Source organism: Nannocystis bainbridge, from assembly GCF_028368995.1.
Taxonomy (GTDB): Bacteria; Myxococcota_A; Polyangia; order Nannocystales; family Nannocystaceae; genus Nannocystis; species Nannocystis bainbridge.
This window is the reverse complement of sequence record NZ_JAQNDL010000003.1, coordinates 316,242-340,248: the sequence shown is the minus strand read 5'-3', so window position 1 is coordinate 340,248 and position 24,007 is coordinate 316,242. Positions and strand designations below refer to the sequence as shown.

Annotated in this window: 18 protein-coding genes; 8 read left to right on the top strand and 10 right to left on the bottom strand. The window is 72.7% G+C overall.

Annotation, left to right across the window (positions count from 1 at the left end; translation table 11 throughout):
- Positions 1-74: 74 nt before the first annotated feature.
- A complete protein-coding gene (locus tag POL25_RS26760) occupies positions 75-632 on the bottom strand; it encodes a hypothetical protein (protein WP_272089040.1) in 558 nt (185 codons plus the stop codon).
- A gap of 585 nt (positions 633-1,217) precedes the next feature.
- Between POL25_RS26760 and POL25_RS26755 the strand changes: the two genes are divergently transcribed.
- Both POL25_RS26755 and POL25_RS26750 read left to right on the top strand, forming a co-directional pair.
- Positions 1,218-2,204, top strand: coding sequence for an SMP-30/gluconolactonase/LRE family protein (locus POL25_RS26755; protein WP_272089039.1), 987 nt, complete (start codon positions 1,218-1,220; stop codon positions 2,202-2,204).
- 129 nt (positions 2,205-2,333) lie between these two features.
- Positions 2,334-3,929 carry a PAS domain-containing sensor histidine kinase gene (locus tag POL25_RS26750; RefSeq protein ID WP_272089038.1) on the top strand — a complete coding sequence of 532 codons (1,596 nt, stop codon included), beginning with the start codon at positions 2,334-2,336 and terminating at the stop codon, positions 3,927-3,929.
- Between the two features lie 42 nt (positions 3,930-3,971).
- Here the strand turns inward: POL25_RS26750 and POL25_RS26745 are convergent, their stop codons facing one another.
- The 3 genes from POL25_RS26745 to POL25_RS26735 all read right to left on the bottom strand — a co-directional run bounded on the left by POL25_RS26745 (position 3,972) and on the right by POL25_RS26735 (position 5,984).
- Positions 3,972-5,297: an outer membrane protein assembly factor BamB family protein gene (locus POL25_RS26745; protein ID WP_272089037.1), complete on the bottom strand. Its 1,326-nt coding sequence runs from the start codon at positions 5,295-5,297 to the stop codon at positions 3,972-3,974.
- A 120-nt stretch (positions 5,298-5,417) separates the two neighbouring features.
- Positions 5,418-5,741 carry a peroxiredoxin family protein gene (locus POL25_RS26740; protein WP_272089036.1) on the bottom strand — a complete coding sequence of 108 codons (324 nt, stop codon included), beginning with the start codon at positions 5,739-5,741 and terminating at the stop codon, positions 5,418-5,420.
- Between the two features lie 12 nt (positions 5,742-5,753).
- Positions 5,754-5,984: a thioredoxin domain-containing protein gene (locus POL25_RS26735; RefSeq protein ID WP_272089035.1), complete on the bottom strand. Its 231-nt coding sequence runs from the start codon at positions 5,982-5,984 to the stop codon at positions 5,754-5,756.
- Positions 5,985-6,048: 64 nt separating this feature from the next.
- Here POL25_RS26735 and POL25_RS26730 point away from each other — a divergent pair, with 64 nt between their 5' ends.
- Positions 6,049-8,790 carry a serine/threonine-protein kinase gene (locus POL25_RS26730; protein WP_272089034.1) on the top strand — a complete coding sequence of 914 codons (2,742 nt, stop codon included), beginning with the start codon at positions 6,049-6,051 and terminating at the stop codon, positions 8,788-8,790.
- A gap of 359 nt (positions 8,791-9,149) precedes the next feature.
- Here POL25_RS26730 and POL25_RS26725 read toward each other — a convergent pair whose 3' ends face one another.
- Positions 9,150-10,103, bottom strand: a complete 954-nt coding sequence (locus POL25_RS26725; RefSeq protein WP_272089033.1) for a C13 family peptidase — start codon at positions 10,101-10,103, stop codon at positions 9,150-9,152.
- A gap of 182 nt (positions 10,104-10,285) precedes the next feature.
- On the opposite strand from POL25_RS26725, the gene POL25_RS26720 reads away from it, so the two are divergent.
- The 4 genes from POL25_RS26720 to POL25_RS26705 all read left to right on the top strand — a co-directional run bounded on the left by POL25_RS26720 (position 10,286) and on the right by POL25_RS26705 (position 13,715).
- Entirely contained in the window at positions 10,286-10,861 is a 576-nt protein-coding gene (locus tag POL25_RS26720; protein ID WP_272089032.1) for a hypothetical protein, read from the top strand.
- A gap of 118 nt (positions 10,862-10,979) precedes the next feature.
- Complete coding sequence (locus POL25_RS26715; protein WP_272089031.1) at positions 10,980-11,663, top strand: hypothetical protein; 684 nt, start codon at positions 10,980-10,982, stop codon at positions 11,661-11,663.
- 529 nt (positions 11,664-12,192) lie between these two features.
- On the top strand, positions 12,193-12,429 hold the full coding sequence (rpmB, locus tag POL25_RS26710) for a 50S ribosomal protein L28 (RefSeq protein WP_272089030.1): 237 nt from the start codon (positions 12,193-12,195) through the stop codon (positions 12,427-12,429).
- Between the two features lie 65 nt (positions 12,430-12,494).
- The gene (locus POL25_RS26705) at positions 12,495-13,715 is read left to right on the top strand and encodes a serine/threonine-protein kinase (protein WP_272089029.1); all 1,221 of its coding nucleotides are present in this window, start codon (positions 12,495-12,497) and stop codon (positions 13,713-13,715) included.
- A 33-nt stretch (positions 13,716-13,748) separates the two neighbouring features.
- Here POL25_RS26705 and POL25_RS26700 read toward each other — a convergent pair whose 3' ends face one another.
- A complete protein-coding gene (locus POL25_RS26700) occupies positions 13,749-15,965 on the bottom strand; it encodes a CapA family protein (RefSeq protein ID WP_272089028.1) in 2,217 nt (738 codons plus the stop codon).
- A 174-nt stretch (positions 15,966-16,139) separates the two neighbouring features.
- Between POL25_RS26700 and POL25_RS26695 the strand changes: the two genes are divergently transcribed.
- Positions 16,140-16,685: a hypothetical protein gene (locus POL25_RS26695; RefSeq protein WP_272089027.1), complete on the top strand. Its 546-nt coding sequence runs from the start codon at positions 16,140-16,142 to the stop codon at positions 16,683-16,685.
- A 2-nt stretch (positions 16,686-16,687) separates the two neighbouring features.
- On the opposite strand, the gene POL25_RS26690 is transcribed toward POL25_RS26695, so the two are convergent.
- The 4 genes from POL25_RS26690 to POL25_RS26675 all read right to left on the bottom strand — a co-directional run bounded on the left by POL25_RS26690 (position 16,688) and on the right by POL25_RS26675 (position 23,958).
- A complete protein-coding gene (locus POL25_RS26690) occupies positions 16,688-17,377 on the bottom strand; it encodes an SMI1/KNR4 family protein (RefSeq protein WP_272089026.1) in 690 nt (229 codons plus the stop codon).
- Positions 17,378-17,556: 179 nt separating this feature from the next.
- On the bottom strand, positions 17,557-22,461 hold the full coding sequence (locus POL25_RS26685; RefSeq protein ID WP_272089025.1) for a DNA topoisomerase 3: 4,905 nt from the start codon (positions 22,459-22,461) through the stop codon (positions 17,557-17,559).
- A 173-nt stretch (positions 22,462-22,634) separates the two neighbouring features.
- On the bottom strand, positions 22,635-23,300 hold the full coding sequence (locus POL25_RS26680) for a hypothetical protein (protein ID WP_272089024.1): 666 nt from the start codon (positions 23,298-23,300) through the stop codon (positions 22,635-22,637).
- A gap of 67 nt (positions 23,301-23,367) precedes the next feature.
- A complete protein-coding gene (locus tag POL25_RS26675) occupies positions 23,368-23,958 on the bottom strand; it encodes an RNA polymerase sigma factor (protein WP_272089023.1) in 591 nt (196 codons plus the stop codon).
- Between the last annotated feature and the right edge of the window lie 49 nt (positions 23,959-24,007).

The following is a 24,007-nucleotide window of genomic DNA, read 5'->3' as shown; positions in this document are numbered from 1 at the left end:
CGTCGGCGACGGGACTCAGGCGCCGCGGCGAGCCGTCTCGCGGCTCGCCGGGCGCGCTCGCGGGCGACCGCGGCTCAGTGGGCCAGCAGCGCCTGGGCGTCGGCGTCGGGCGTGAACTCGAAGCCTTCGGGCAGCGTCGGGGCCGCGTGGGGGACCAGCTCGGGCAGGCCCTCGATGTGGGGCGCCTTGTCGCCCTCGATGACCCAGTCGTAGCGGCTGTAGTAGCGCGACGTGTGCTTCTGGCCCTTGAGCTCGAGGCACAGCTCGAACGGGGCCGGGGCCTCGTCCTCGCAGTCCCACACACGGGCCTCGAGGTCGAGGCGCACGCGGTCTTGCGGCAGGTGGAGGGTCAGGCGGCCCTGCTCGCGGTGCCACGCGAAGATCTCGAGGAAGTGCCGCCACTGCGAGCTCTTGCCGAACCCGCCGAAGCGGTCGCGGCCTTGCTCGAGCAGCACGAGGTGGTGGATCTGGTCGCGGTCGTTCTGCGGGAGCCGCTCGATCCACACCTGATTGGCGAGGTGCTCGACCCCGTCGGTGCTGTCGCAGTCGAACAGCCCGAGCTCGTACGCGCCGATGCCCACGGTCGCCGCGAGGGCGAGGCTCACCCAATTGCTGGTCTTGCTTCGTGCCATAGCCGCGGCAGTCTAGAGCGCGCCGCCGCCCGCGTCCACGACCCTGCAGCCGCTCGCCGCCGAGAGCCCGCCAGGCCGCGCGCCCGCGGCTCGGGCCGGCACCGAGCTCGGCCCTTCGGGCAGCCGCGCGAGCGGCCGGGCGGCGAGCCGTGGGTGACGAAGGGACATGTCCGAAGAGACATCTTGATTCGGCGCCGGGAACCGGTGCGCGGCCGCGACGAGCGGCGCGCCGCGAGGGCGGCGCTTCGCCGCGAGGCTCGCCGCGATTTCGTGTCGGCGAAAGAGGTGCGCGCGCGGGCGAAGCACGACGCGTGATTCGCCGAATGTGCATTGTGTAGAGGGAGCGCGGCCGTGCAAGGCCGATTGCAGTCACCGTCCGCGGGTTGGGGCGGCGCGGCACCATGGGCCGCTCGCCGGTGTCGCCGGCGGGCCGCGTCATCCTCGTGCTGATGCGGCGACGTGACGGCGGCGCCTACACGTCATTGCATCGACCGATGCATGGAATTTCCCATGGTCTTATGATTGAGCGTTGACGCGGCGTGCGCCCGGCCCGTAGCGTCTGCGGTGGGGGGATCGGTGATGACGATGACGATGAAAACCACGATGGCGATCGTGATGGGTGCGGCGGTGCTGTGCGGCGCGGGTCAGGCGGAGGCGGCCGCGCCGAAGCTGGTGCGGGCGTTCGACCCGGCGCAGGGCGAGCTGCCCGAGTCGATCACCGCCGACTGGGCGGGCAACCTCTACATGTCGATGGGGCCGGTGGTGAAGAAGCTGAAGCCGGGCGGCCAGTTCACGACGCTCGCGACGCCGCCGGTGCCGGCCGGCACCTTCATGCTCGGGCTCAAGTTCGGCGCCGACGGCTGGCTGTACGCCGGCAGCGGCTCGTTCGCCCCCGCGCCTGCGGCCGCGTTCGTGTGGCGGATCCACCCCGTCACCGGCCACACCACCCAGTATGCCGCGCTCGATCCGTCCGGCTTCCCCAACGACCTCGCCTTCGACGAGCGCGGCGATCTCTACGTCACCGACCCGTTCCTCGGCCTGATCTGGAAGATCGACGACGACGGGGAGGCCGAGGTGTGGCTCGCCGATCCGTCGCTCGAGGGCGACCCGGTGAGCCCGTTCTTGCCGTTCCACAGCTTCGGCGTCGACGGCATCGCGTTCGACCGGTGGAAGCGCAACCTCTACGTCGGCAACCTCGATTTCGGGACGATCGTCCGCATCCCGGTCGACTGTCACGGCGAGCCCGGCGAGCCCGAGGTCTGGGTCGACGACTACGAGGCGCTGGCCGGCGCCGACGGCATCGCGTTCGACGCCGACGGTGACCTCTACGTCGCGGTCAACGGTCAGGACCGGCTGGTGCGCATCGATGATGACGGCGACGTCACCGTCCTGGCCGAGGGTGGCCTGCTCGACGCGCCGTCGAGCCTGGTCTTCGGGCCGACATTGTTGACGATGAAGAAGCTCTACGTCACCAGTTTCGCCATCAATCGCTACCTCGGCGTGCATCCGGGTCCACCGCAGCCGGCGCTGTCGTGGTTGGCGGTGCCGGACCGGGGCCTCGCGCTGCCCTGAGCCGGCGGCGCAGCGCCGCGGCGCACGCTCGACCGCAAGCCGTGCGCGATTGCAGCGGCATGGCGGGGTGCGCGCGACGCAGTGACCTTCGCGTCCCGGTCGCCGCGTCGGGTGTTATCATCACAGCGGATGACCGCCGGGTCGGGACTACCGGGGCAGTTCGGGCGCACGCACGTCGACTTCGGGGGTCCTGACGCGTCTGCGCTGTGGGACGCCGCCGAGCTGCTGCTGGCACGGGTGCGACTCGCGCCGCGGCCGCAGATCGAGGAGCTGGCGGGGGCCGTGCGCGAGCTGGCGGGGCGCGAGCCGGCGGAGCTGTTCGCCGACCCCGAGGGGCTGCGCGGGCTGGTCCACGGCGACGACCGCGAGCGCTACGACGATGTGATCGCCGGCGCTTCGCCGTGCACCTCGATGTTCCGCTGGCAGCCGCCGCAGGCGCCGGTCCGCTGGACCGAGCACACGATCGTCCCGTGGCTCGACGCCCAGGCCCGCCCGGTCGGCTTCCTCTGCCTGGTCCGCGCCGTGCGCAGCGCCTCGACGGTCGAGCTCAAGCGCGACGACTCGTACTTCCACACCCTGCTGCAGACCATCAACGACGGCATCCTCGTCAACGACCCTGACGGCGCGATCGATTTCGTCAACGCGCGGCTCGCGGCCATGCTGGCGACCACCCCCGAGGCCATGATCGGGCGCCGGATCTTCGATTACATGGACGAGGACAGCGCCGCCGCGGCGCGCTCCAACCTCAAGCGGCGGCGCCAGGGCACCGAGGACCAGTTCGATTTCCGGTTCCGCCGCGAGGACGGGGCCGACTTCTGGGCCATCGTCTCGGCCAAGCCGCTGTTCGGGCCGCAGGGCGAGCACCGCGGCTCGCTGGTCGCGATCACCGACATCACCGCGCGCCGGCGCATCGAAGAGGACCTGCGGCGCACCCGCGACGAGCTCGAGGTGCGCGTGGCGGAGCGCACCGAGCAGCTCACGCTCGAGGTGCAGGAGCGGCGAAGGGCCGAGACGCTGGCGCTCGCGGCCAGCCAGACCAAGAGCATCTTCCTCGCCAACATGAGCCACGAGCTGCGGACCCCGCTCAACGCGATCATCGGCTACACCGAGCTGCTGGCCGAGGAGCGCGAGGCCGAGACCGAGCTGCACCGCGACCTCGGGCGCATCCACGGCGCCGCGACCCACCTGCTCGAGCTCATCAACAACATCCTCGACCTTTCGAAGATCGAGGCGTCGAAGATGGAGGTCGTGCGCGAGCGCTGCGTGCTCGGCCCGCTGCTCGACGACCTGCAGAGCACCGTGCTGCCGGCGGCGGTCAAGAACGGCAACCACATCCAGATCGTCTGCAGCGAGGAGCAGCGGACGATCGAGGTCGACCGCACCAAGTTGAAGCAGATCCTGCTCAACCTGCTCGGCAACGCGGTCAAGTTCACGCGCCGCGGGTGGATCGAGCTGCGGGTCGCGTTCGAGCGCGAGGACGACGTCGAGTTCCTGGTCGCGGTGGTGTCCGACACCGGGCCGGGGATCCCGGCGCACAAGATCGGCAGCCTGTTCAGCGCCTTCCAGCAGGCCGACGGCTCGATCGCCCGCAAGTTCGGCGGCACCGGCCTCGGCCTGGCGATCTGCCGCGAGCTGTGTCACCTGCTCGGCGGCGACATCCGGGTCGAGAGCGAGCCCGGCGAGGGCACGACCTTCACGGTGCGCCTGCCGCTGCTGCCCGGGTGACGGACTGCCACCATTCGCCGGGACGTCGCGCGTGGCCGCGGCTCACGGCGCGAACGCGAACAGCCGCAGGTTCGAGGAGCTCTCGAGCACGATCAGCTCGCCGCAGCGGCCCCGGAGGCTGCGCACCCACGAGGTCGCATCCGGCATCAGCACCCCGGGCAGCGGGGTGACTTCCAGCAGTTCGCCGGCGAGCGACACGGTCCGCAGCTCGAGCGAGTGCGTGCTGGTGGCGATGTCGTGATGCGACTTGCTGCGCGACACGGGGATCGTGAAGCGGTCGCTGTCGACCAACATGTCCTGCGCCCACGCCGTCATGTCGCCCTCGGGCTCGGCGACGGTCAGCTCCCAGCGGGTCTCGCCGGTGGCGACTTCGACGGACAGCAGCTCGACGCGCGTCGAGAACTCGACGGTGCCGCGCAGCACGACGAGCTGGTCGTCCGGGGCGAAGTGCAGGGCGGTGATGTCCTCGTAGACCGGGACGGTGAGCACGCGGTCCCACAGCAGCGTGCCGTCGGCGTCGAAGCGCCACAGCCGCAGCGTGTCCTCCTCGTCGGCGTTGAAGTCGGCGTGGGCCGCGACCGCGACGTCGCCCTGCGGGCCGACGGCGATCTGGCGCGGGAACAGGTCGGCGGGCCCGGCGAGCTCGTGCTTCCACAGCGGCGCCCCGGTGTCGGGCGCGAGCCTGGTGATCTGCTGCGTGCCCTGCTGTTCGTCGAGGCCCGCGATCGCCAGCACGTCGCCGCCCACGCCCATCACCGGCCGGAACAGCGGGTGCGGCGACGGGAAGGGCAGCAGGGCCTGCGACAGCGGCGCCATGTCGGTGTCGAAGCGCGTCAACATGTGGACCGAACCGTCCCCGTCGAAGTGCTCGGCGAGCACCAGCGGCTGATCGTCCGCGTCGACGTGCAGGGCGTGGACTTCGACCGCCGAGGTGCCCAGCGCGGCCGTCTGCGGGCCGAGCAGCGCGCCGTCCGGCGCGGTCACCAGCAGCGCCAGTCCGCTCTGGTCCTGGGACGGCTGAAAGTTCATGGCCACGACGATCCGCCCGTCCGCCATGCGCCCCATCGGCACCATGCCGCTGTAGAACCCGAACGACGACGGCTCGGGCGCGAACTCGGCGCTCCACAGCGGCGCGAGGGGATCCTGTCCTTCGGGACATTCGGCCGGTTCGCCGGTGGTGGGCTCGCCGGTGGTGGGCTCGGGCGTGCCGGTCGACTCCGGCGGGTCGGCGGTCCCGCTTCCGGTGGTGCTCTCGGTGATCGACTCGCCGCCGGTCTCGCTGGTGCTGTCGCTCTCGTTGCCGCTCTTGGGGCCGCACGCGGCGGTCAGCGCGAGCGCCCCCGCAATTCTGATCAAGGTATTGCTCATTCGAAGAGGATGCACGGGGTCGGCGAGCCCGGGCAGCGACTGCGATCGGACCTGCAGTCCGAAGCACCCGTCGCTGGCGAGCCCCTATTCGCGAATGTCAGCAGTCCGCGGCGATTGACGTCAGGGCGCCAGCGTGCGCGCCACGTCGAGCACGCGATCGATCCGCGGCCGCTTGTAGAACCGCTCGCCGTCGTCCTCGAAGAACACCGGCGCGAAGTCGCGGCCGAGGATGAAGGTGCCGGCGAGGCCGACGCCGTTGCCGAAGTCCCAGCGCGACCACGACTTCAGCATCACGCCCGTGGGGTCGCTGAGGATCGGGAACGTCACGTGCGTCCGCTCGATCATGATCTTCGCCCCCTCGAGGTCGTCGGCGGACACCGCCGCGATCCCGACCCCGAGCGCCTGCAGCTCCGGCAAAATCTCCTGCAGCTTCCCGAGCTGCACGCGACAGAAGGGTCACCAGTGGCCGCGATAGGTGACCAGGACCAGGCCGTTGGGGCCGGCGAGATCCGCCAGCCCGCGGGGGGTCCCGGTGCTGTCGGGGAGGCGAAAATCCGGGGCCACCGCGAACGGCGCCGGCGCCTCGGCGCGGCTGGGCGGGACCGGACCGCCGCGGCTACCCGCGCAGGCCGCGATCCCGGCGGTGAGGTGAGCGGCGAGCGCGAAGACGCGAGCGCGACGGGGCATCGCCGCCAGGCTATCTGGACCGATGAGGCGGCCGCAAGGGCCGTGGTACGATGCCCCCAGACTCGTGTCTTCTCCCGCCGATCGGACACTGGACACACCGCTGACGCCGGTGCTGTCGCACGTGAGCCCGTCGCCCGAGATGGGCACGCCGCTGACGCCGCCGGTCGACGGCGAGCCGGCCAACGACTGCGCGGCCGAGCTCGAGCCGGTGCCGAGCCAGATCGGCCGCTTCAACGTGCTGAAGCGGCTCGGCTCCGGCGGCATGGGCGTCGTCTATGTCGCCTATGACCGCGACCTCGATCGCAAGGTCGCGCTCAAGGTGCTGCGGACCGCCGCGATCAGCCGCACCAAGCGCGACAAGGCGCGCCACCGGCTGCTGCGCGAGGCGCAGGCGATGGCCCAGCTGTCGCACCCGAACGTGATCGCGATCTTCGACGTCGGCTCGGTCGAGGACCAGATCTTCCTCGCCATGGAGTTCGTCAAGGGCGTGACGCTGACGAAGTGGTTGCGCTCGGCCGAGGGCCCGCACGGGCCGCGGCGACGCGGGTGGAAGGAAGTGCTGCTGGTGTTCATGGAGGCCGGCCGCGGGCTGGCGGCGGCGCACAAGGCCGGCGTCATCCACCGCGACTTCAAGCCCGACAACGTGATGATCGACGCCGAGGGTCGCGTGCGCGTCGGCGACTTCGGGCTCGCCCGCGCCGGCCGCGGCATCGGCCCGCTGGCCCGCCCCGACACCTATACCGAGGCGATCAAGGGCATGGCCGAGAAGAGCCTGCTCGACATGCGGATCACCCGCACGGGCGGCATGACGGGCACGCCGGCGTACATGGCCCCCGAGCAGTATCAGGGCCAGGCCACCGACGCGCGCACCGATCAGTTCAGCTTCTGCGTCGCGCTGTACGAGGGCCTCTACGGCCAGCGCCCGTTCGTCGGCGACCGCGTGCCGGTGGTCCGCGAGGCGGTGCTGGCCGGCCGCGTGCAAGAGGTGCCGAAGGACACGGACGTGCCGGCGTGGCTGCACCGCATCGTCCTGCGCGGGCTCAGCGTCCGCCCCGCCGACCGCTTCAAGGGCATGGACGAGCTGCTCGACTACCTCGGCGAGCGGCCGCGGGGGCACCGGCTGAGCCGCCGGATCTGGCTCGGCGCCGGCCTGGCGGTCGCGTTCGCCGGGGCCGCGTTCGCCGTGCACGAGGTGGTCGCGGCCCGCCCGGAGTCACCTGTCCCGGCGGGCATGTGCGAGGCGCCCGACCTCGGCTGGGACGACGCGCGCAGGGCCGGGCTCGGCCGCGCCCTGGCCGAGCGACCCGGCGGGGCGGTGTTCGCCGGTCCGATCCTGGCGGCCATCGATCGCCACGCGCAAGAACTTCGGGACATGTACCAGGAGACATGTCGCAACGCGCAGGCAGATCCGGCGGCCGCGGACGCGGCGGGGCCGCGGCGACGGGCCTGCCTCGAGCGCCGGCGCAGCGCCTTCGCCGGGCTGGCGCGGGCGCTGTCCGAGGCCTCGGGCCCGGCGCTCGATCGGGCCGGCACGGCGCTCGACGGCCTGCCGGCCCCGCGCGACTGCGACGATCCGCGGCGGCTGGCGGCGGCGGTGCCGGAGCCGGAGGAGGACGGGCCGCGCGCGCTGGTCGAGCGGCTGCGGGCGGAGCTCGACCACGCGGGGGCGGTGCTGGCGCTGGGCGACGCGCCGCGGGCGTGGGACATCGCGCGCGCGCTGGCGGCCGACGAGGAGACGTGGCTGCCGGCCCGGGCGGAGGCGCTGTACGGGCGGGCGGCGATCGAGCGGGCGCTGGGGCGGGCCGAGGCGGCGTCGCGCGGGCTGGCCGACGCGCTGTGGGCGGCGGAGGCGAGCCGCCACGACGAGGTCGCGGCCGACGCCCTGACCCTGCAGCTCGGCGTCGAGTGCGAGGACCTCGGCCGCCGCGGCGAGGCGCGTCGCCTGTGGCCGCGCCTGTCGGCCGCGCTGCAGCGGCTCGGCGACGACGGCCGCCGCGAGGCCAGCGCGCGCGGTCGCTACGGCCGGGCGCTGCTGCAGGAGGGCGACGCCGAGGCGGCGCGGGTCGAGCTGGCGGCGGCGCTGCGCCGCGGCGAGGAGCTGCTCGGCGTCGATCATCCGCGGCTGCTGCCGATCTTGCTCGACCTGGGGGCGGCCTGTCAGCGCGGCGGTCGCGACCGCGAGGCCGCCAGCCACGTCGCCCGCGCCCACGAGCTGGCGACGGCCCGCCTGCCGCCGGAGCACCCGGGCCGGGCCCGCGTCCACGTGGTCGCCGGCGACCTCGCGCGCGCCCGCAGCGACGCGGCGGCGGCCCGCGAGCGCTACGACGACGCGCTCGCCATCTACGCCAAGATCTACGGCCAGGACCACCCGGACATGGCGCCGGCGCTGGTCGGCCGCGGGCTGGCGGCGGCCGCCCAGCAGCGGTGGGCCGACGCGGCCGGCGATCTGCGGCGCGCGCTGGCGGCCTGGGAGTACAGCCTCGGCCCCGACCATCCGCGCCTGGTCGAGCCGCTGACGTGGCTGTGCGCCGTCGACTCGGCCCTCGGCGAGCACGCCGCGGCCCAGGGCGCGTGCACCCGCGCGCTCGGCCTGGCGACCCGCGCCGGCGCGCCGGCCCAGGTCGCGCTGGCCCGCTTCGCCCTCGCCAAGGCGCGCGCAGCCGCCGACGCCGCCGCCGGCGAGACCGGCCCGGAGAGCCGGGCGCAGACGGTGGCGCTGGCCCGCCAGGCCCTCGGCGAGGCGTCCGCGGGCGGCGAGACGGCCCTCGCCGCCGCGATCTCGGCGTGGATCGCCGGCCAGGGCTGAGCCGCGAGCGAGGGTGTCCTTCGGGACAGGTCAGTCCGATAGCAGCGGCGTGGCTGACCGGCGCGAGCGAGGATGTCCTTCGGGACAGGTCCGTCCGGCTCGCGCGGCGGCGCTCGATTCGCGGGCGCCCAGCCGGCTCGCGGCGCATCGGCTGGGGTCGTGAGCGCGGCGAGCGTCGGGGGCACGCGAGGCTGACCGATCGGGCATGTCCTCCGGGCCATGCTGCGACCGCGGGCCGCGCGGGCGGATCGCATGGCTGGCCGAAAGCACATGTCCTTCGGGCATTGTCATGACGAGCGCCGTTTTTTTAAGGAAGATGTCCCGAAGGACATGTCCTCGAGGACCTGTCCGCGGCGCCGCTACGGCTCCGGCGCCGCGCTCTCGAGCAGCACCGGCAGCGACGGCGTCGCGCCCTGGGCGGCCTCGGCGCGGGTGACCTCGGCCTGCAATTGCTTGTAGAGCGCGTGCCAGTCGAGCGAGGGCAGGGCTGCGGGCTCGCCGAGGCGGCGCTCCAGCAGGCGGATGTAGATCGCGCCGAAGATCGTCATGTCGGGGCCGGGGTCGCAGCCGAAGCTGGTGCGGTCGTGGCGGGCCGCGGCCAGGCCGACCAGGCCCGGCACCTGCGCGAGCGCGGGGGCGAAGCCGCCGGCGTGGCAGGCCTGCAGCACCACCACCTTCGGCGTCGCAGCGGGCAACGCCTGCAGCGCGCGGGCCAGCATGCCCGGCGAGAACACCAGGTCGTCGGTCGGCGCGCCGGCGCGGCGGGCCGCCATCAGGAACGCCGGGTGGAACCCGCGGCCCGGCCCGGCCGCCAGCTGCAGCGCGTACTGGTCGAGCATCGCCGCATCTGGCGCTTCGAGCAGGTCCTTCGGGACATCCGGGGGCAGCAGCGAGCTCAGCCCGTGGGTGCTGACGTAGACGTAGAGGAACGGCGGCTCGCTCGCGGCCGCGCGGGCCAGGTGCTCGCGCACGATCGCCGTGGCGGCCGGGTAACAGTCGACGAGCGCGGCCGCGAGGCGACGGTACTGCGCACGGTCGCGGCGGAACGCCTCCCGCGTCGGCTGGGCCCAGTAGCACGCGATCTCGTCGGCCTGCACGCCGCGGGTGCGCAGCAGCTCGCGCTGTGCAGCGACCTCGGCAGCGAAGTTGGCGACGTCGGAGCCGCCCGCGATCAGGAACACGTGGGCGCGTGCGGGCAGCGGCGCCGTGCTGTACGGCGTCTCGGCGACGAAGCGCGAGTATGCGAGCGGCGCCCCGCAGCCCGTGAGCGCGAGCGCGAGCCCGATCGCCGGCAATGCGCGCAGGAGGCTCACGGACTGCGAGGTTAGCACGGGCCACTCGCGGGCTCTCCGCAGCCACCTGTCACGAAGAGCCTGTCTTGAAGGCAAGATGATTCGGGGAGCGCCCTGGGGCTTTCTCGCCCCATCCGCGATTGGACGCTTGATCACGCCAGTGATGAAATGGTATCGATTGTTGCGCTATGAGCAGTGTTTCCATGCCCTGGATTTCGAGCGCCCGCCAGGCCTCGTTTGCCGTGATGATTTTCGCCGCTGCCGCGTGCGGCGACAACGGGGGTGGTGATTCGGACACCGACGACACCACCACCGACGGCACCAACGCGACCACCAACAACACCAACCAGCCGACGACCACCACCGATGGCACCGATGGTACCGACGGCACTGACGGCACGAGCACCACGGAAGACACCGACACGGCGACCACCAACCCGGTCGCGATCAGCTACGAGACCGACATCCAACCGATCTGGGACGCCAACTGCACCACGGGCTGTCACGTGGCCGGCGGCTCGGCCTCCGGTTGGTTCGTGATCACCCCCGGCGACTCGTACGGCGAGCTCGTCGGCCAGCAGTCGATCGAGCTCGCCTCGATGCAGCTGGTCGCGGCGGGGGAGCCCGACGACAGCTACCTGTGGCACAAGATCAAGAACACGCACGTCGAGGTGGGCGGCAACGGTACCGCCATGCCGCCGCCGCCCGCGGCCGCGCTGAGCGACGCGGACCTCGACAAGATCGAGGCGTGGATCACCGCCGGCGCGCTCGACGATTGATGGGTGCGTGCGACCTCAGACGTCGCAAATGAAGTGGCCTACCGCCGCGCTCGGGACGACCCCGAGCGCGGCGGTCGGCGCTTCTGGCTGCGGAGACTCGTGATAGTGTCCCGCCGCGATGAAGAACTCGCTTCAATTGATTTTCACTTTCAGTTTGCTGACCTTGCCGCTCGTCGCTTGTGGTGACGACGGCAATGCCACCGACGCGAACGTCACCCCCGGCACGACCACGACCGACGATACGGCCTCGACGACCGACGGCACGTCCACGGCGACCGAGTCGACCACCGACGAGCCGACCACGGGTGAGCCGACGACGACGACCACCACCACCGCCACGGACACGGACTCGACGACCGTGCCCGGCACCACCACCGAGGAGCCCGGGACCACCACCACCGAGCCCGGGACCACCACCACCGAGCCCGGCACCTCGACGGAGCCGGAGACGACCACGACGACCACCACCGGCGATGGCCTCAGCTGGGAGACCGACGTGTTCCCGGCCGCGATCGCCGGCAACTGCGGCTGTCACACCCAGGGCAGCGGCGGCCTGACGTTCTCCGACGCCGCCTCCGCCTATACGGCGATCGTCGACGTCGACTCGACCCAGGCCGCCGGCTTCAAGCGGATCGCGCCCGGCGACGCGGCCGCGTCGTACTTCCTGGCCAAGCTCAAAGGCACCAGCGGCGACGGCCCGTTCAACGGCAACCCGGCGCAGATGCCCAAGGGCGGCCCGCCGCTCGCCGCCGACAAGATCGCGCTGGTCGAGCAGTGGATCGACGAGGGCGCCGCGCCCTGAGCCCTGACCCGGTCCATTCGTACGCATGAACGAAAGGGCATGTCCTGCGGGACGTGCCCTTTCGTACGTGGTTTTTCAGACATGTCCCGTGGGACATGTCCACCGGTGCAGGCGGTCCGCGCGCAGATCTCGACGCCGGCGCTCGCGGGAGATCGCGGCGCCTCGCGTGCGCTGTAGGCGTCCGCCCGGCGCAGGGCCGTTCGGCCGGCCGCGATCCAGCAAGATCTGCCCGCCTGCCGGTCGGCGTTAAATCAGGGCCATTCGTTTCGGCGGCGGCCAGCGGCAGCAAGGCGCCAGTGGCGCGAGCGCTAGCGCACGGGCGGCGAGGCCGCCGGGAGCCCCAGGAAGCCCCGGGAGCGGCCCAAAGCGGCAGATTCGAGCGTCTGCTGCGCCAGGGGTCCAGGCCAGGGCGCCGCGGCCGGGGCGAGGGCCGGGCCGCGATCGCGGGCGGCGGGGCGGCGGGAGTTCCCTTGACACCCCCGGGAGCCCGCGGCTACTTTCCCGCCCCTCCAACGCACAAGGCCGCTTTATGTCGCAAGTCTGTCAGGTCACCGGGAAGCGCCCTCAGGGCGGCATGAATGTGTCGCATTCGCACGTCCGCACGCACAAGCGGAACATCCCCAACTTGCACCGCAAGCGCTTCTTCGTGCCGAGCGAGGACCGCTGGGTCACCCTGCGGGTCAGCGCCCACGGCCTGCGCGTGATCGACAAGCGGGGCATCGAGATCGTGGTCGCGGAGCTCCGCGCCCGCGGCGAGAAGGTCTGAGCCCCGGCGGCAATTCGCCGCCCGCTCGCCCGCTGTCCGGAGCGGAGATGTAAGAAGAAGAGCGTATGGCCGAGGTCCTCGTCCCGATCTTCTTCTTCATCAGCGTGGTCCTCGGGCTGCTCGGCCCGAAGTACCTCCGCTTCAAGCACGAGCAGCGGATGAAGGAGCTCGAGTCGGGCCAGGGCGGCGACGCCGGCCAGCTCAAGGCTCTGATGGAAGAGCGCAAGGCGCTGGTCGAGGAGCGAAAGATCCTCGAGCAGCGCGTGCAGTCGCTCGAGACCATCGTCTGCAACGTCGACTTCGAGCTCAACGCCAAGCTGCAGCGGCTGGCGGTCGCGACCCAGAGCATCGCCGCTCTCGGGCCCGCGCCGGCCCAGCGCGCGGCGGTCTCGGCCGCGGCCGGTGAGGCCGAGAGCCTGATCGCCGGCCAGGTCCGGCCTGGCCAGCGGGTCGCCAATCGCTTCGTCGTCGTGCGCCTGCTCGGCGCCGGCGGCATGGGTGCGGTCTACCTCGCGCGCGACGAACAGCTCGGCGAGGAGGTCGCGCTCAAGGTGGTCGCCGGCCTCGGCCTGCTCGACCCCAGCGCCGCCGATCGCCTGCGCCGCGAGGCCAGCACGGCCAGGCGGATCTCCCACCCCAACGTCGTGCGTCTGCACGACCTCGGCGAGGAGAACGGGCTGCTGTTCCTTTCGATGGAGTACGTGGCCGGCGAGAGCCTGGCGGCCCGGCTCAAGCGGATCGGGGCCCTGCCCGCCGCGCAGCTGCGGCCGATCGCGGAGCAGCTGTGCGACGGCCTGGCGGCGGCCCACGCGGCCGGGGTGATCCACCGCGATCTCAAACCGGCCAACGTGCTGCTCGCGGGCGATCGCCAGGTCAAGATCATCGACTTCGGGATCGCCCGCCCGCTGGCCGAGTCGGGGATGACGGCGACCAACATGGTCGTCGGCACGCCCGAGTACATGGCGCCGGAGCAGGTCCGCGGCGGCCAGGTCGACGCCCGCACCGACATCTACGCGCTCGGGGCGATGCTCTACCACGCGCTGACCGGCCGGCCGCCGTTCAGCGCGCCGTCGCCGATCGCCCTCGGCCTGGCCCACTGCCAGGATCCGGTGCCGGCGCCGCGGCTGCTCCGCCCCGACATCCCGCTCGAGTGGGAGGCGCTGATCCTCCGCGCGCTCGAGAAGGACCCGGCGCGCCGGTTCCAGAGCGCGAGCGAGCTGCGCGAGGTGTTCCGCGTCAGCGAAGCGCCGACCTGGCACGGCCCAGCCCCGACCGTGCGCACGTGAGCGCGGCTGCGCCTCGGTCCGCGGCGTGGCGCCTCAGTTCGCGGCGTAGCGGCGGTGGGTGAACACGGCGTCGAGGCGGGTGGTGTTCGGCGCGACGTCGCGGAAGCGGACGAAGTCCCAGTCGTTGGGGGTCGGGATCGCCTCGCCGGCCGCGACCGTGCGCTCCCATTGGATCGCGGCCACGTCGTCGAGGAAGGCCACGCCGGTGCCGCGCGCCGGTCGATCCTGGCGAAACGACAGGTGCATCCCGCGGGCGCCCGGCGGCGGGCTGACGGTGGTGGAGAAGCGGGCCCAGTCGTAGCTGCCGGGCTTCTGCGTGAACACCACCTGTTCGGCGAGCAGGGCGTCGTCGGCGAAGAAGCGGGCGCGCACGACCACGGCCCCGGCCGCCTCGCCGCGCAGGTAGCCGCGGATCGTGATCGGCTTGTCGCCGTCGATCGGGACGCGGCGGCGGGTCACCAGGGAGGTCGTGTCGGCGTCGGTGACGGCGCGCCGCAGGACCGCCGCGCGCACGCCGTGGCGCACGGTGCGGCCCTGGACGAACGCGGCAGGGCTCAGGTCCCAGCCGAAGGCGTCGCCGACCTCGCCGTCGACGTCGAGGTCCTCGAAGTCGCCGTGATCGAGGAGGTCGCGGCCGAGCACGATGTCGGCGGGCACTTCGGTGTCGACGCGCGCGAGGCTGTCGGCCGGGCCGCGGCGGGCGAACGTCACCGCGCCGCTGTCGCGGCCGAGCACGGCGAGGTGGACCGGCTCGCGGGTGTCGGTGACCCGGTAGTGGCTCGCGTCGGCGAACGCGAGCACGCGGTGGCGCGAGGGGAACACGACGGCGCCGCGCAGACCGTCGCGAGTATGGGTGGGCAGGCTGGTCGAGAGGTGGCCGAGCGAGCGGCCGACGCGGGCCAGCGCCGCGCCGGCGAGCAGCCGCGGCACGTAGCCGTCGAGGCGCAGCGGGATCAGCTCGACGCGCGCGACGTCGTGGCCGCCGTCGGCGCGCGCCTCGACGTCGACCACGGCGATCGCCGAGTCGACGGTGTCGTGGCGGGTGTGGTCGAACAAAAAATTGCCGAGCGACATGAGCACGAACCGCGGCGCGTCGGGCCCGTCGACCACGCCGACGCCCTGCAGCACGTGCGGGTGGTGAGCGACGACCAGGCCGGCGCCGCCCTCGATCGCGGCGACGAACAGCGCGCGCATGTCGGCGGTCGGATAGCGGGCGTACTCGTCGCCGCCGTGCAGCATCGGCACCGCGAACGCCTCACCGGCGTCGGCGAGGAATTGGCCGAGGTTGTCCGCCGAGGCGTAGAGCGCCCCGCTCTTGGCCGGATCGGCGGCGACGAGGCGGTAGGCCGCGAGGTCGGGGCCGTCGAAGCGCATGTGCGAGAGGCCCAGCAGCGCGAGGTCGACCTTGTTCAGCGTGCGCGCGATCGCGGTGCCGAGGGCGGCGCTCTCGCTGGCGCCCGCGCCGGTGTCGTCGAGCCCGGCGGCGGCGAGGGCGGTGAGGGTGTCGCTGACGCCGGCGGCCAGGAAATCGAACACGTGATTGTTGCCGGAGCTGACGGCGTCGACGCCGACATTCACGAGACCGCGCATCGTGTCGGGGTGCGAGTGCAGGACGTACGGCTTGTAGGGGTGCGGCGTGTCCGGGCGATCGGTGACGACGCACTCGAGGTTGGCGACGGTGTAATCGGCGGAGGCCAGGACGTCGCCGACGAATCGCAGCACCCGCGCGGCGTCGGCGGTGCGCGAGTCGGGGCGGATCAGGTCGCCGGCCTCGCCCTCGACGCCGTCCTCGTCGGCGTCGACGAAGCGGCGCCCGAACATGGTGTCGCCGACGAACATCAGCCGCACGCGCCCGGACCGGCGCGCGGTCAAAACGAGCGCGCCGGCGTCGACGGTGGTGACCCGCGCCGGCCGCTGCAAATCGAGCGGGATCCACTCGACGTAGTGCGAGTGGTGGCTGAGCCGCAGCAGCAGCGAGCGCCGGGCCAGGTCCGGCACGGCGAAGCGCCCGTCGGGCCCGCTGACGACGGCGGGCCGCTGCACCGGCGCGGCGAAGTCGAACGCCTCGACGGTGACGCCGGCGAGCGGACGGCCCTGGCGATCGAGGACCCGCCCGCGCAGCCGCAGGGTCTCGTCGGCGGCCGCGGCGAGGGTCGGCGCCGGGGCGGCGTGGGCTGTCCAGGCCTGGGCGGCGATCGTCATCGCAAACGCCAGCGGGCCGGAGCGTCGCGCGAACTTCGAGAGATCCATGAGGTTTGCGATCAAGATGGATCGCGGCGCCGACGCGACCAGCGAGCGGCGGTGGGCTCGATGGTGTGATGATTGGCCGCGGCGATGCGCGGCGCGATCTCGCCCGGGCCGGCGGCGAGCGAGCGACTGTCACCTTTTTCTGCGCGGCCCGTAGAGCGAGGCAACGGAGACTTCATGCGCACCACCATCGCCTCGCTCGCCCTCGTCCTCGCCTCGCTCGCAGCCATGGCCTGCCAACCCGACCCGGAGGTCCAGGCCCGGGCGGCGGAGCTCGCCGAGATGCCCGGCATCACCGTGAAGATCGCGGACGCCGACCTCGACCACGCGACGGCCCAGGCGATCGCCAAGCACCTCGAGGGCAAGGCGGTGGAGACGGGCGCGACGACGGTGCGCCTGCAGCGGGACGATCAGGCGGGCTCGTCGCTGGAGATCGAGCTGTTCGCAACCTCGCTGCCGCCAGGCGCGGCGCTGACGGCAGACCTCGAGGCGAACTTCCCGGCGCTGGCGAACGCGACGATCACGACAGCCCCGGCGATCGGCGGCCCGGCCGACCTGCCGGTGATCGAGGTCAGCCACGAGCTGTCACCCGAGGCGGCGAAGCAGGAGATCCTCGAGCAGCTGCAAGCCGACGGGGTCGACGGCCACGTGGACGTGCAGATCCAGGACAGCGCCGAGGGCCGCCGGATCGAGGTCAAGATCGACAAGGAAGAAGTCCACTGATTTTACTCGTGGCGGAGTCCGTGCTCCATGAGCGCGCGAAACGACTCCCCGCCGAAGCCCGCCTCCGGATCGTAGGTCCACAGCTCCCAGTCGTTGTCGGGGCCGGGCGGGAGGAGGAGGATGCATTCGTTGCCGTCGCTCTCTCCGATGAGCAGCGTCCGCTCGAATTCTTCGAACGGGACGGCCCAATCGTCGGGGAGCGCATCCGGATCGGCATCGGCGAAGTCGCGCCGATAGGCCTTGAGCCGTCCGGCGCTGTCGAGGTCGCGGAACCAGCCGACCTGCTGCACGGGGCTCAACGAACACATGCCATAGGGGAAGCCGGCCATGCTCAGGAAGCCATTGCTGGCGCGGAGAAACGACCGGTAGTCGTCGGGGAACCGGACCCCGAGCTCACGCTCGCGCGCTGCGATCTCCTCCTCGGTGGCGCCGGGGAAGCCCAGCCAGCGCGACGCGGTCCGCGTCCGGGCTTCGAGCGCCTCGCGCTCGGTGTCGCCTTCGGCGGCGGCGAACCACGCCGCCTCGCGGGCATCCTCGTCGGTGACTTCGAACAGGCGCTCGCTGATTGCGCGCAGGAGGGTCGGCCAATCGTGGTCGTGCATCTGCGATCGTGTCGAGGGAGGTTTGGGGGCAGGAGGATCCGCTCCGCAGGAGCGGCTGTCAACCGTGTCGCCGAGGCGGCGCCGGCACAATGAATCCCTCCCAGGGTGAACCGTGCAGCGCCGTTCTGCACAGCAGGGGTCGGTGCGCGATTCACCCCGCGAACGCGGTGCGGGTCGGCTCGATCCGGCGGCAATTCGCGGCGAACGACGCCTGGCCCGGACGGGTCATCACCGTCACGTCCTCGCCTTGGAACACATGGAACCTGCCGTCAATCGTCGCTGGCCGGCGCACGCTTGCGCTTGGTCGTGGTCTTGCGCTTGGTGGTCTTGCGCTTGGCGGTCTTGCGCTTGGCGACCGCCGGACGGGCCGCACGGCGGCGCGAGGTCGTCGCCTTCGATTTCTTGGCCGCGGCCGCCTTCGGCAGCTTCAGCCCGGCGACCGTCATGTCGTGCGATTTGCCGGCGGGCGTCAGCGTCGCGCGCTGGAACGGGATGGCCTTGCCGCGCTTGGTGAACGACGCCTCCTCGAGGGTCACGAGGCCGGCCGCGACCAGGCCGCCGAGCAGGTGTTCGAAGGAGCGGCGATCGATCTCGTCGTCGGGGAACGTCTCGCGGTGGAGCCGGCCGGTGGCCTGACTGTCGCCCTGCGACAGCGCCGCGAGCAGGCGCGCGACGTGGACCTGCTCGCTCGGGCTGGGGGCGCGGTATTCCTGGGCGATGCAACGATCGGGGGCGCAGGCGTCGCAGATCCCACAAGCCTCGCCGCGGTCCTCCTGATCGCCGAAGTGACGGATGAGCCGCACCATCCGGCAGCCGTGGCCCTCGGCGAAGCGGGCCATGCCCTCGAGCTGGAGCTGCTTGTGCTCGCGCTGGGCGGCGTAGCCGGCCTTCCAGGTCGGCGCGCCCTTGCTGATCTCGTCGTTGGCTTCGATCGCGCCGCCGTGGATGAGCAGCTTCTCGAGCGCCCGCTCGAACGCCTCTCGACCGGCGCGGCTGCGCCTCTTGTTGACGGCGGCGCGAGCGGTCGGCGTGCGCGGCAGCTTGGTGAAGATCGCCTCGATCGCACGCGGCTCGGGGTAGTCGCGCTCGTGGAAGAACTCGTGGGTCTTGCGATCGACGTAGGCGTGGAACAGCACCGCTCGCGCCGGCCCGCCGTCACGGCCGGCGCGCCCGATCTCCTGATAATAACCCTCGAGGCTGCCGGGCAGCGCCGCGTGGACGATCGTGCGCACGTCGGCCTTGTCGATGCCCATGCCGAAGGCGGTGGTGGCGACGATGATCTCGCGCTGGCCGGCCAAGAAGGCCGACTGCACGCGATCGCGGTCCTCGTTGCCCATGCCGGCGTGGTAGGCGGCGGCGAGCCGCGGACCGAGGGCCTGCGCCAGCTCCTCGGCGCTCTTGCGGGTGGCGGCGTAGACGATCGCGGGCCGGCGCGCGCGCTCGGACAGCAGCTCGCAGATCGCGTCGGCGCGCTCGCCCGGGTTGCGGGCGATGACCTCGATGGCGATGTTGGTGCGACGAAAGCCGTGGATGAAGCGGCCGGCGTCGCGCAGGCCCAACTGGGCGACGATGTCGTCCTGGACGGTGGGCGTGGCGGTCGCCGTGAGGGCGATGATCGGCGCCGGACGCAGGGCGGGCAGCCGCTGGCCGAGCATGCGATAGTCGGGGCGAAAGTCGTGACCCCATTGCGAGATGCAGTGGGCCTCGTCGACGGCGACCAGCGCCGGGGTGCGGCGGGCGAGCATCTCCGGGAATCCTGGCACCCGCAGGCGCTCGGGGGCGATGAACAGGAAATCGAGCTTGCCCGCCAAATAATCGAGGCAGGCCTGCCGCGATTCGGTGCGGCTGCGGCCGGAGTGAATGCGCTCGGCGCGAAAGCCCTGGGCGGAGAGTCGGCCGGCCTGATCTTCCATCAAGGCGATGAGCGGGCTGATGACGAGCGTGGTGCCGCCGCGGGCGATACCCGGGAGCTGATAGCAGAGCGACTTGCCGGCCCCCGTGGGCATGACGAGCAGGAGATCGCGACCGAGCGTGGCGGTGCGACAGACGGCCTCCTGGTAGGGGCGGAAGTCGGGGAAGCCGAAGCGCGCGCGCAGGAGGGCGCGCAGGTCGGCGGGGGCGGAGAGCGGCGACTCGGGGTCGGCGCTGCGACGCGGTGACGAGGTCGATGGCTCGCTGGCCGGGCGGGGGCGTGACGCGCTCGCGGGAATGTCGTGAGGGGCGGTCGGGGCGTCGAGGCGGGCCGACGTGGGGCCGGGACGTGATGCGAGCTCGGTGCGATCATTGGTCGCACGGCGAGACGCCGACGCAGGAGGAGCCGCGGCGCGCTCGCTCGCGGTCTTGCGGCGGGACGAGGTCGTTGCGGCGAAGAGGTCGTCGGTCGCGGCCGCCGGGGCAGGCGGGCGCTCTGCGGAGTCACTGTCGCGCCCGCGGCGAGGGGCGGGCACGGGGTTGGTATCGAAGAGGTCGCCGGTGGTTCCGCGAGCGGTGCGGACCGTCGAGGGCTCTGCGGAGTCACGCGCGCGTTCGAAGAGGTCGCCCGTGGCCGCGAGGCGAGAGGTACGCGCCGCGGTGTCGCGCTCGTGTTCGCGGCGCGGCGCGCTCGCGGGCGAGGCAGCGAAGAGGTCGCCGGTGGCTCCGCGGCGAGACGTGGGGACGGTCGAGCGGTCGGCGGCGGGATCGCGCGCCTGTTCGCGGTGCGGCGAGCTCGCGGGCGAGGAATCAAAGGGGTCGCCGGTCGCTGCGGGGCGAGACGCGGGGACAGCCGAGCAATCTGCGGCGTCGGATCCTTGGGGCGGCGCGTTCGCGAGTGAGGCACCAAAGAGGTCGCTGGCAGACGCGAAGCGCGACGCAGGCGCGGAGGCAGGCTTGCCGGGGTCGCTGGCGGTCTTTCGGCGAGGCGCGGTCGCGGGAGGGGCATCGAAGCGGTCGCTCGCGGTCTCGCGGCGAGAGGCGGGGGCGATGACTTCCGAGGTTGCGAAGGTCTCCTCGTGCTCGCCCGGATCGTCTCGGCGAGCGGCCGGCGCGGCGCGACCGTCGCCCGCGGCGTCACTACGAGCTGCGCTCTTGCGCCGGCTCGCGGGGGGCGAATCACCCGAGTCGCTGGCGCGGCGGCGTGACGTCGGCGGGGCTGCGAAATCATCGCCGGCGAGTTCTTGCGAAGGATCCGCCGAGGCGGGCGGAGGGGCGCCCGGGGGCTCGCGGCGAGGCTTGCTGCGGATGGCCGGCGGGGGCTGCTCACGCGCCGGGCCTGGCGGCGGCGGGAGCGGCTGGCCGCCGGTGGTGACGCGGTCGACGACCTCGGAGACGAATGACTCGATCGCCGCCATGAAGGTCGGCAGGTCGCCGTCGCCGCGCGACATTCGCTTGAGCTTGGCCTCCCATTCGCCGGTCATCGCCGGGCTCTTGACGTCTGGGTGGACGACCGAGATCAGGTGAATGCCCTTCTCGGTGGCCGCGAGCGCCTTGCCGTCGCGGACCACGTATTCGCGGCGCAGCAGGGTCTCGATGATCTGGGCCCGCGTGGCCGGGGTGCCGAGGCCGAGGTCGCGCATCGCGTCGGACAGCTCCTTCTCCTCGAGCGTGCGGCCCGCGGTCTCCATCGCGGTCAGCAGGGTGGCCTCGGTGTGGCGCGGGGGCGGCCGGGTCTGCTTTTCGACGATGTCGGCCGCGAGCACCTGCTGCGGCTGGCCGCGGGCCAGGCCGGCGGGCAACGCCTGATCGCCGGGGTCGGCCTCGCTGGTTTCGGCGCCGCCGGTCTTGCTGCGCGATTTGCTGGCCGGCTTGCCGTGGCCGACCTCGAGCACCTTCCACCCGGGCTGCTGCACGGCGGTGCCGCGGCTCTCGTAGTGATCGACGATCGTGGGCTCGCCCGCGGTGGTGATCGTGGTGATCACGGTGGTCGCCGAATAGACATAGTCGTCGTGCCAGGCGGCGAGCAGGCGGCGGCAGATCAGGTCGTAGATCTTCTGCTCGAGGGCGGTGAGGTTGGCCTCGTGCGCCGACTTGGCGGTGGGCAGGATGGCGTGGTGGTCGGTGACGCGGGCGTCGTCGACGAAGCGGCGGCCGAGCGGGCGCTGGCCGGTGCCGGGGGCCAGGAGGCCGGGATAGCGGCCGCTGACGGCCGCGGCGACGCCCTCGAGGGTCGCGGCGATGGCGGTCGAGAGGTGGCGGCTGTCGGTGCGCGGGTAGCTGATCAGCTTGTGCCGCTCGTAGAGCGCCTGGGCCACGTCGAGGGTCTTCTGGGCGCTCATGCCATAGAGGCGGTTGGCGTGGCGCTGCAGATCGGTGAGGTCATAAAGCAGGGGCGGGGGGATCTTGCGCGTCTCGGCCTTGTGCGAGGCGATGGCAGCCTGACCAGCAAAGGCGCGGGCGACGATCGCCGCGGCCTCGATGCCGTCGGCCGGGAGCCGCTTGCGCTTGGCGGGCTCGTCGTCGGCCTCGCCCGGGGCCGGCGGGCGGAACCACGTGCCCTCGTAGGCGCCCGGCCGCGGGGTGGCGTCGACGCGCGGCTGGAAGCGAGCCACGACCTCGCGGTAGTCCTCGGGGACGAAGTCGCGGATCGCCAGTTCGCGTGCGACGAGGATCCCGAGCGTCGGGGTCTGCACGCGGCCGACCGAGATGTCCTGATCGAGCACGAGGCTGTAGGCGCGCGAGAGGTTCATGCCGACCAACCAGTCGGCGCGGCTGCGGCCGCGGGCGGCGTCGGCGAGGTCGTCGAATTCGGCGCCGCTGCGCAGGCGCGAGAAGCCGTCGAGGATCGCCTCGCGGGTCAGCGACGAGATCCACAGGCGACTGACCGGCTTCTTGCAGCCGGCGGCCTCGTAGATGTAGCGGAAGATCAGCTCGCCCTCGCGGCCGGCATCGGTGGCGCACACGATCCGCGTGACCGAGCGGTCGAGCATGACCCGCTTGACGGTGGCGAACTGCGAGCTCGTGTCGGGCAGGACGACCAGCGGGAATTGCCGGGGCAGCATCGGCAGCGTGAACAGGCTCCAGCGCTTCCACGCGGGGTCGATCTCGTGCGGCTGGGCCAGGGCGACGAGGTGACCGATGGCCCAGGTGACGAGGTAGCCGTTGCCCTCGAAGCAGTTCTCGCGCCGGCCCGTGACGCCGAGCGCAGCGGCGATGTCACGGGCGACGGAGGGCTTCTCGGCGATGACGGCGGTGGTCACGGACGGCGCGGCAACGGGGGAAGACCCGGGCGCGCGCGACCTTAGCACATGCCGATCGGCGCGCCGCTGCGGGCCGGCGCGGGCTGGCGTGTGACCGTGGCCCGGGCCTCGCGGGCAGAGCCCCGCAGCGGCCTTGCCGCCATGTCCTTTCGGACATGTCCCCTCTAAAAGAATCAGGGCTCGGTGAGTTCGCCCTCGGCCTCGATGCGGATCGTGACCTCGCGGCGGCCGGCGCCGTCGTCGAAGATCTCGACCTGGGCGTCGCCGCGGAGGCCGCGGGCCTCGAGGCGCTCCAGGATCTCGGCGCGCGCGGCCTCGGCGTCGTCCCGGTCGAGCAGCTCGAGGTCGAACCATTCGAGGCCGAGGCGGCCGCCGAGGGTGCCGTGGACCGTCTCGACCAGGGGCTCGACGCGGCAGCCATCGAGCCGCAGCTCGGGCACGTCGGCGAGCTCGGTCAGCAGGGCGTCGTCGACCCCGGTCGCGGCCTCGCCCCAGAGATCGATGCGGATCGTCGCAAGGTCGTCGTGCTCGGCGTGGACGCGCACCGTGACCTGCTCGGCGCCCGCGCGCTCCTGCAGGCGGTCGGCGACGGCGCGCAGGCGATCGCCGGCGTGCACGTCGGCGACGGCGGCCTCGCACCAGACCGTCGCGCCGAAGCCGCGGTCGTAGTCGGAGGGCATGCGGCAGGCGGCCGCGACCGCGATCGCAGCCAGGCCGGTCGAGAGGGCCCAGCGGTGGCCGCGGACGAACCCGGCCAGGCCGGGCCGCGCGGGCGCCGGGGCGCGGCGGGCGAACCTGGCCATGAGGTCCTGTTCCAAAGACAGTGGTGGAACGGACATGTCTTTAAGGACATGTGATTCGGGCGCGCCGGCGCGGTAGAGGCGGCGGAGCGCAGCGGGGAGGCGATCAAGCCAGGGCACCTTCGGCTCCTTTCTTGCCCGCGGCGGGGCGGAGGCGGGCGCGGAGGTCGCGGAGGACCCGCGAGACGCGCTGTTTGACGGCGGCCTCCTGCAGCCCGAGGACCTCGGCGATCTCACGGTGACGGAGGCCGTCGGCGAAGCGCAGGGCCAGCAGCTCGCGGGCGTCGGCGGGCAGCTCCGCGACGAGAGCGGCGAGCTGGCCGAGCTGCTCGCGCTGGAGGAGGCCGCTCTCGGGGCCGAGGGCGTCGCTCGGCAGCAGGTCGAGCAGCTCGGGGGCGGCGGCGGGCCGGCGCCTGCGCAGGTGATCGATGACGGCGTTGCGGGCGAAGGTGAGCACCCAGCCGCGCACGCTGCCGCGCGCGCGGTCGAAGTCGCCGAGCCGCTCGACGAAGGCGACGAACACCCGCGCGGCCAGGTCCTCGGCGTCGGCGCGGACCGGCACGCGGCGGGCGACGAAGCGGACGACGTCGGGGTAGAGGTCGCGGTAGAGCGCGCGGAAGGCCTCGCCGTCGCCGTCGCGGGCGCGGGCGAGGCGACGCGCGTGGAGCTCGTCGCGCAGCGGCCAGGGGAGCTGCATCTGTCGGCAGGGTACGGGCCGGCGCGGAAAAGGTGACGGGCGCGAAGTC

Coding starts and splice junctions, on each gene's coding strand:
- POL25_RS26760 (WP_272089040.1), bottom strand. CDS start 632: ATGGCACGAAGCAAGACCAGCAATTGGGTGAGCCTCGCCCTCGCGGCG.
- POL25_RS26755 (WP_272089039.1), top strand. CDS start 1,218: ATGACGATGAAAACCACGATGGCGATCGTGATGGGTGCGGCGGTGCTG.
- POL25_RS26750 (WP_272089038.1), top strand. CDS start 2,334: ATGACCGCCGGGTCGGGACTACCGGGGCAGTTCGGGCGCACGCACGTC.
- POL25_RS26745 (WP_272089037.1), bottom strand. CDS start 5,297: ATGAGCAATACCTTGATCAGAATTGCGGGGGCGCTCGCGCTGACCGCC.
- POL25_RS26735 (WP_272089035.1), bottom strand. CDS start 5,984: ATGCCCCGTCGCGCTCGCGTCTTCGCGCTCGCCGCTCACCTCACCGCC.
- POL25_RS26720 (WP_272089032.1), top strand. CDS start 10,286: ATGCCCTGGATTTCGAGCGCCCGCCAGGCCTCGTTTGCCGTGATGATT.
- POL25_RS26715 (WP_272089031.1), top strand. CDS start 10,980: ATGAAGAACTCGCTTCAATTGATTTTCACTTTCAGTTTGCTGACCTTG.
- rpmB (WP_272089030.1), top strand. CDS start 12,193: ATGTCGCAAGTCTGTCAGGTCACCGGGAAGCGCCCTCAGGGCGGCATG.
- POL25_RS26705 (WP_272089029.1), top strand. CDS start 12,495: ATGGCCGAGGTCCTCGTCCCGATCTTCTTCTTCATCAGCGTGGTCCTC.
- POL25_RS26700 (WP_272089028.1), bottom strand. CDS start 15,965: ATGGATCTCTCGAAGTTCGCGCGACGCTCCGGCCCGCTGGCGTTTGCG.
- POL25_RS26695 (WP_272089027.1), top strand. CDS start 16,140: ATGCGCACCACCATCGCCTCGCTCGCCCTCGTCCTCGCCTCGCTCGCA.
- POL25_RS26680 (WP_272089024.1), bottom strand. CDS start 23,300: ATGTCCGTTCCACCACTGTCTTTGGAACAGGACCTCATGGCCAGGTTC.
- POL25_RS26675 (WP_272089023.1), bottom strand. CDS start 23,958: ATGCAGCTCCCCTGGCCGCTGCGCGACGAGCTCCACGCGCGTCGCCTC.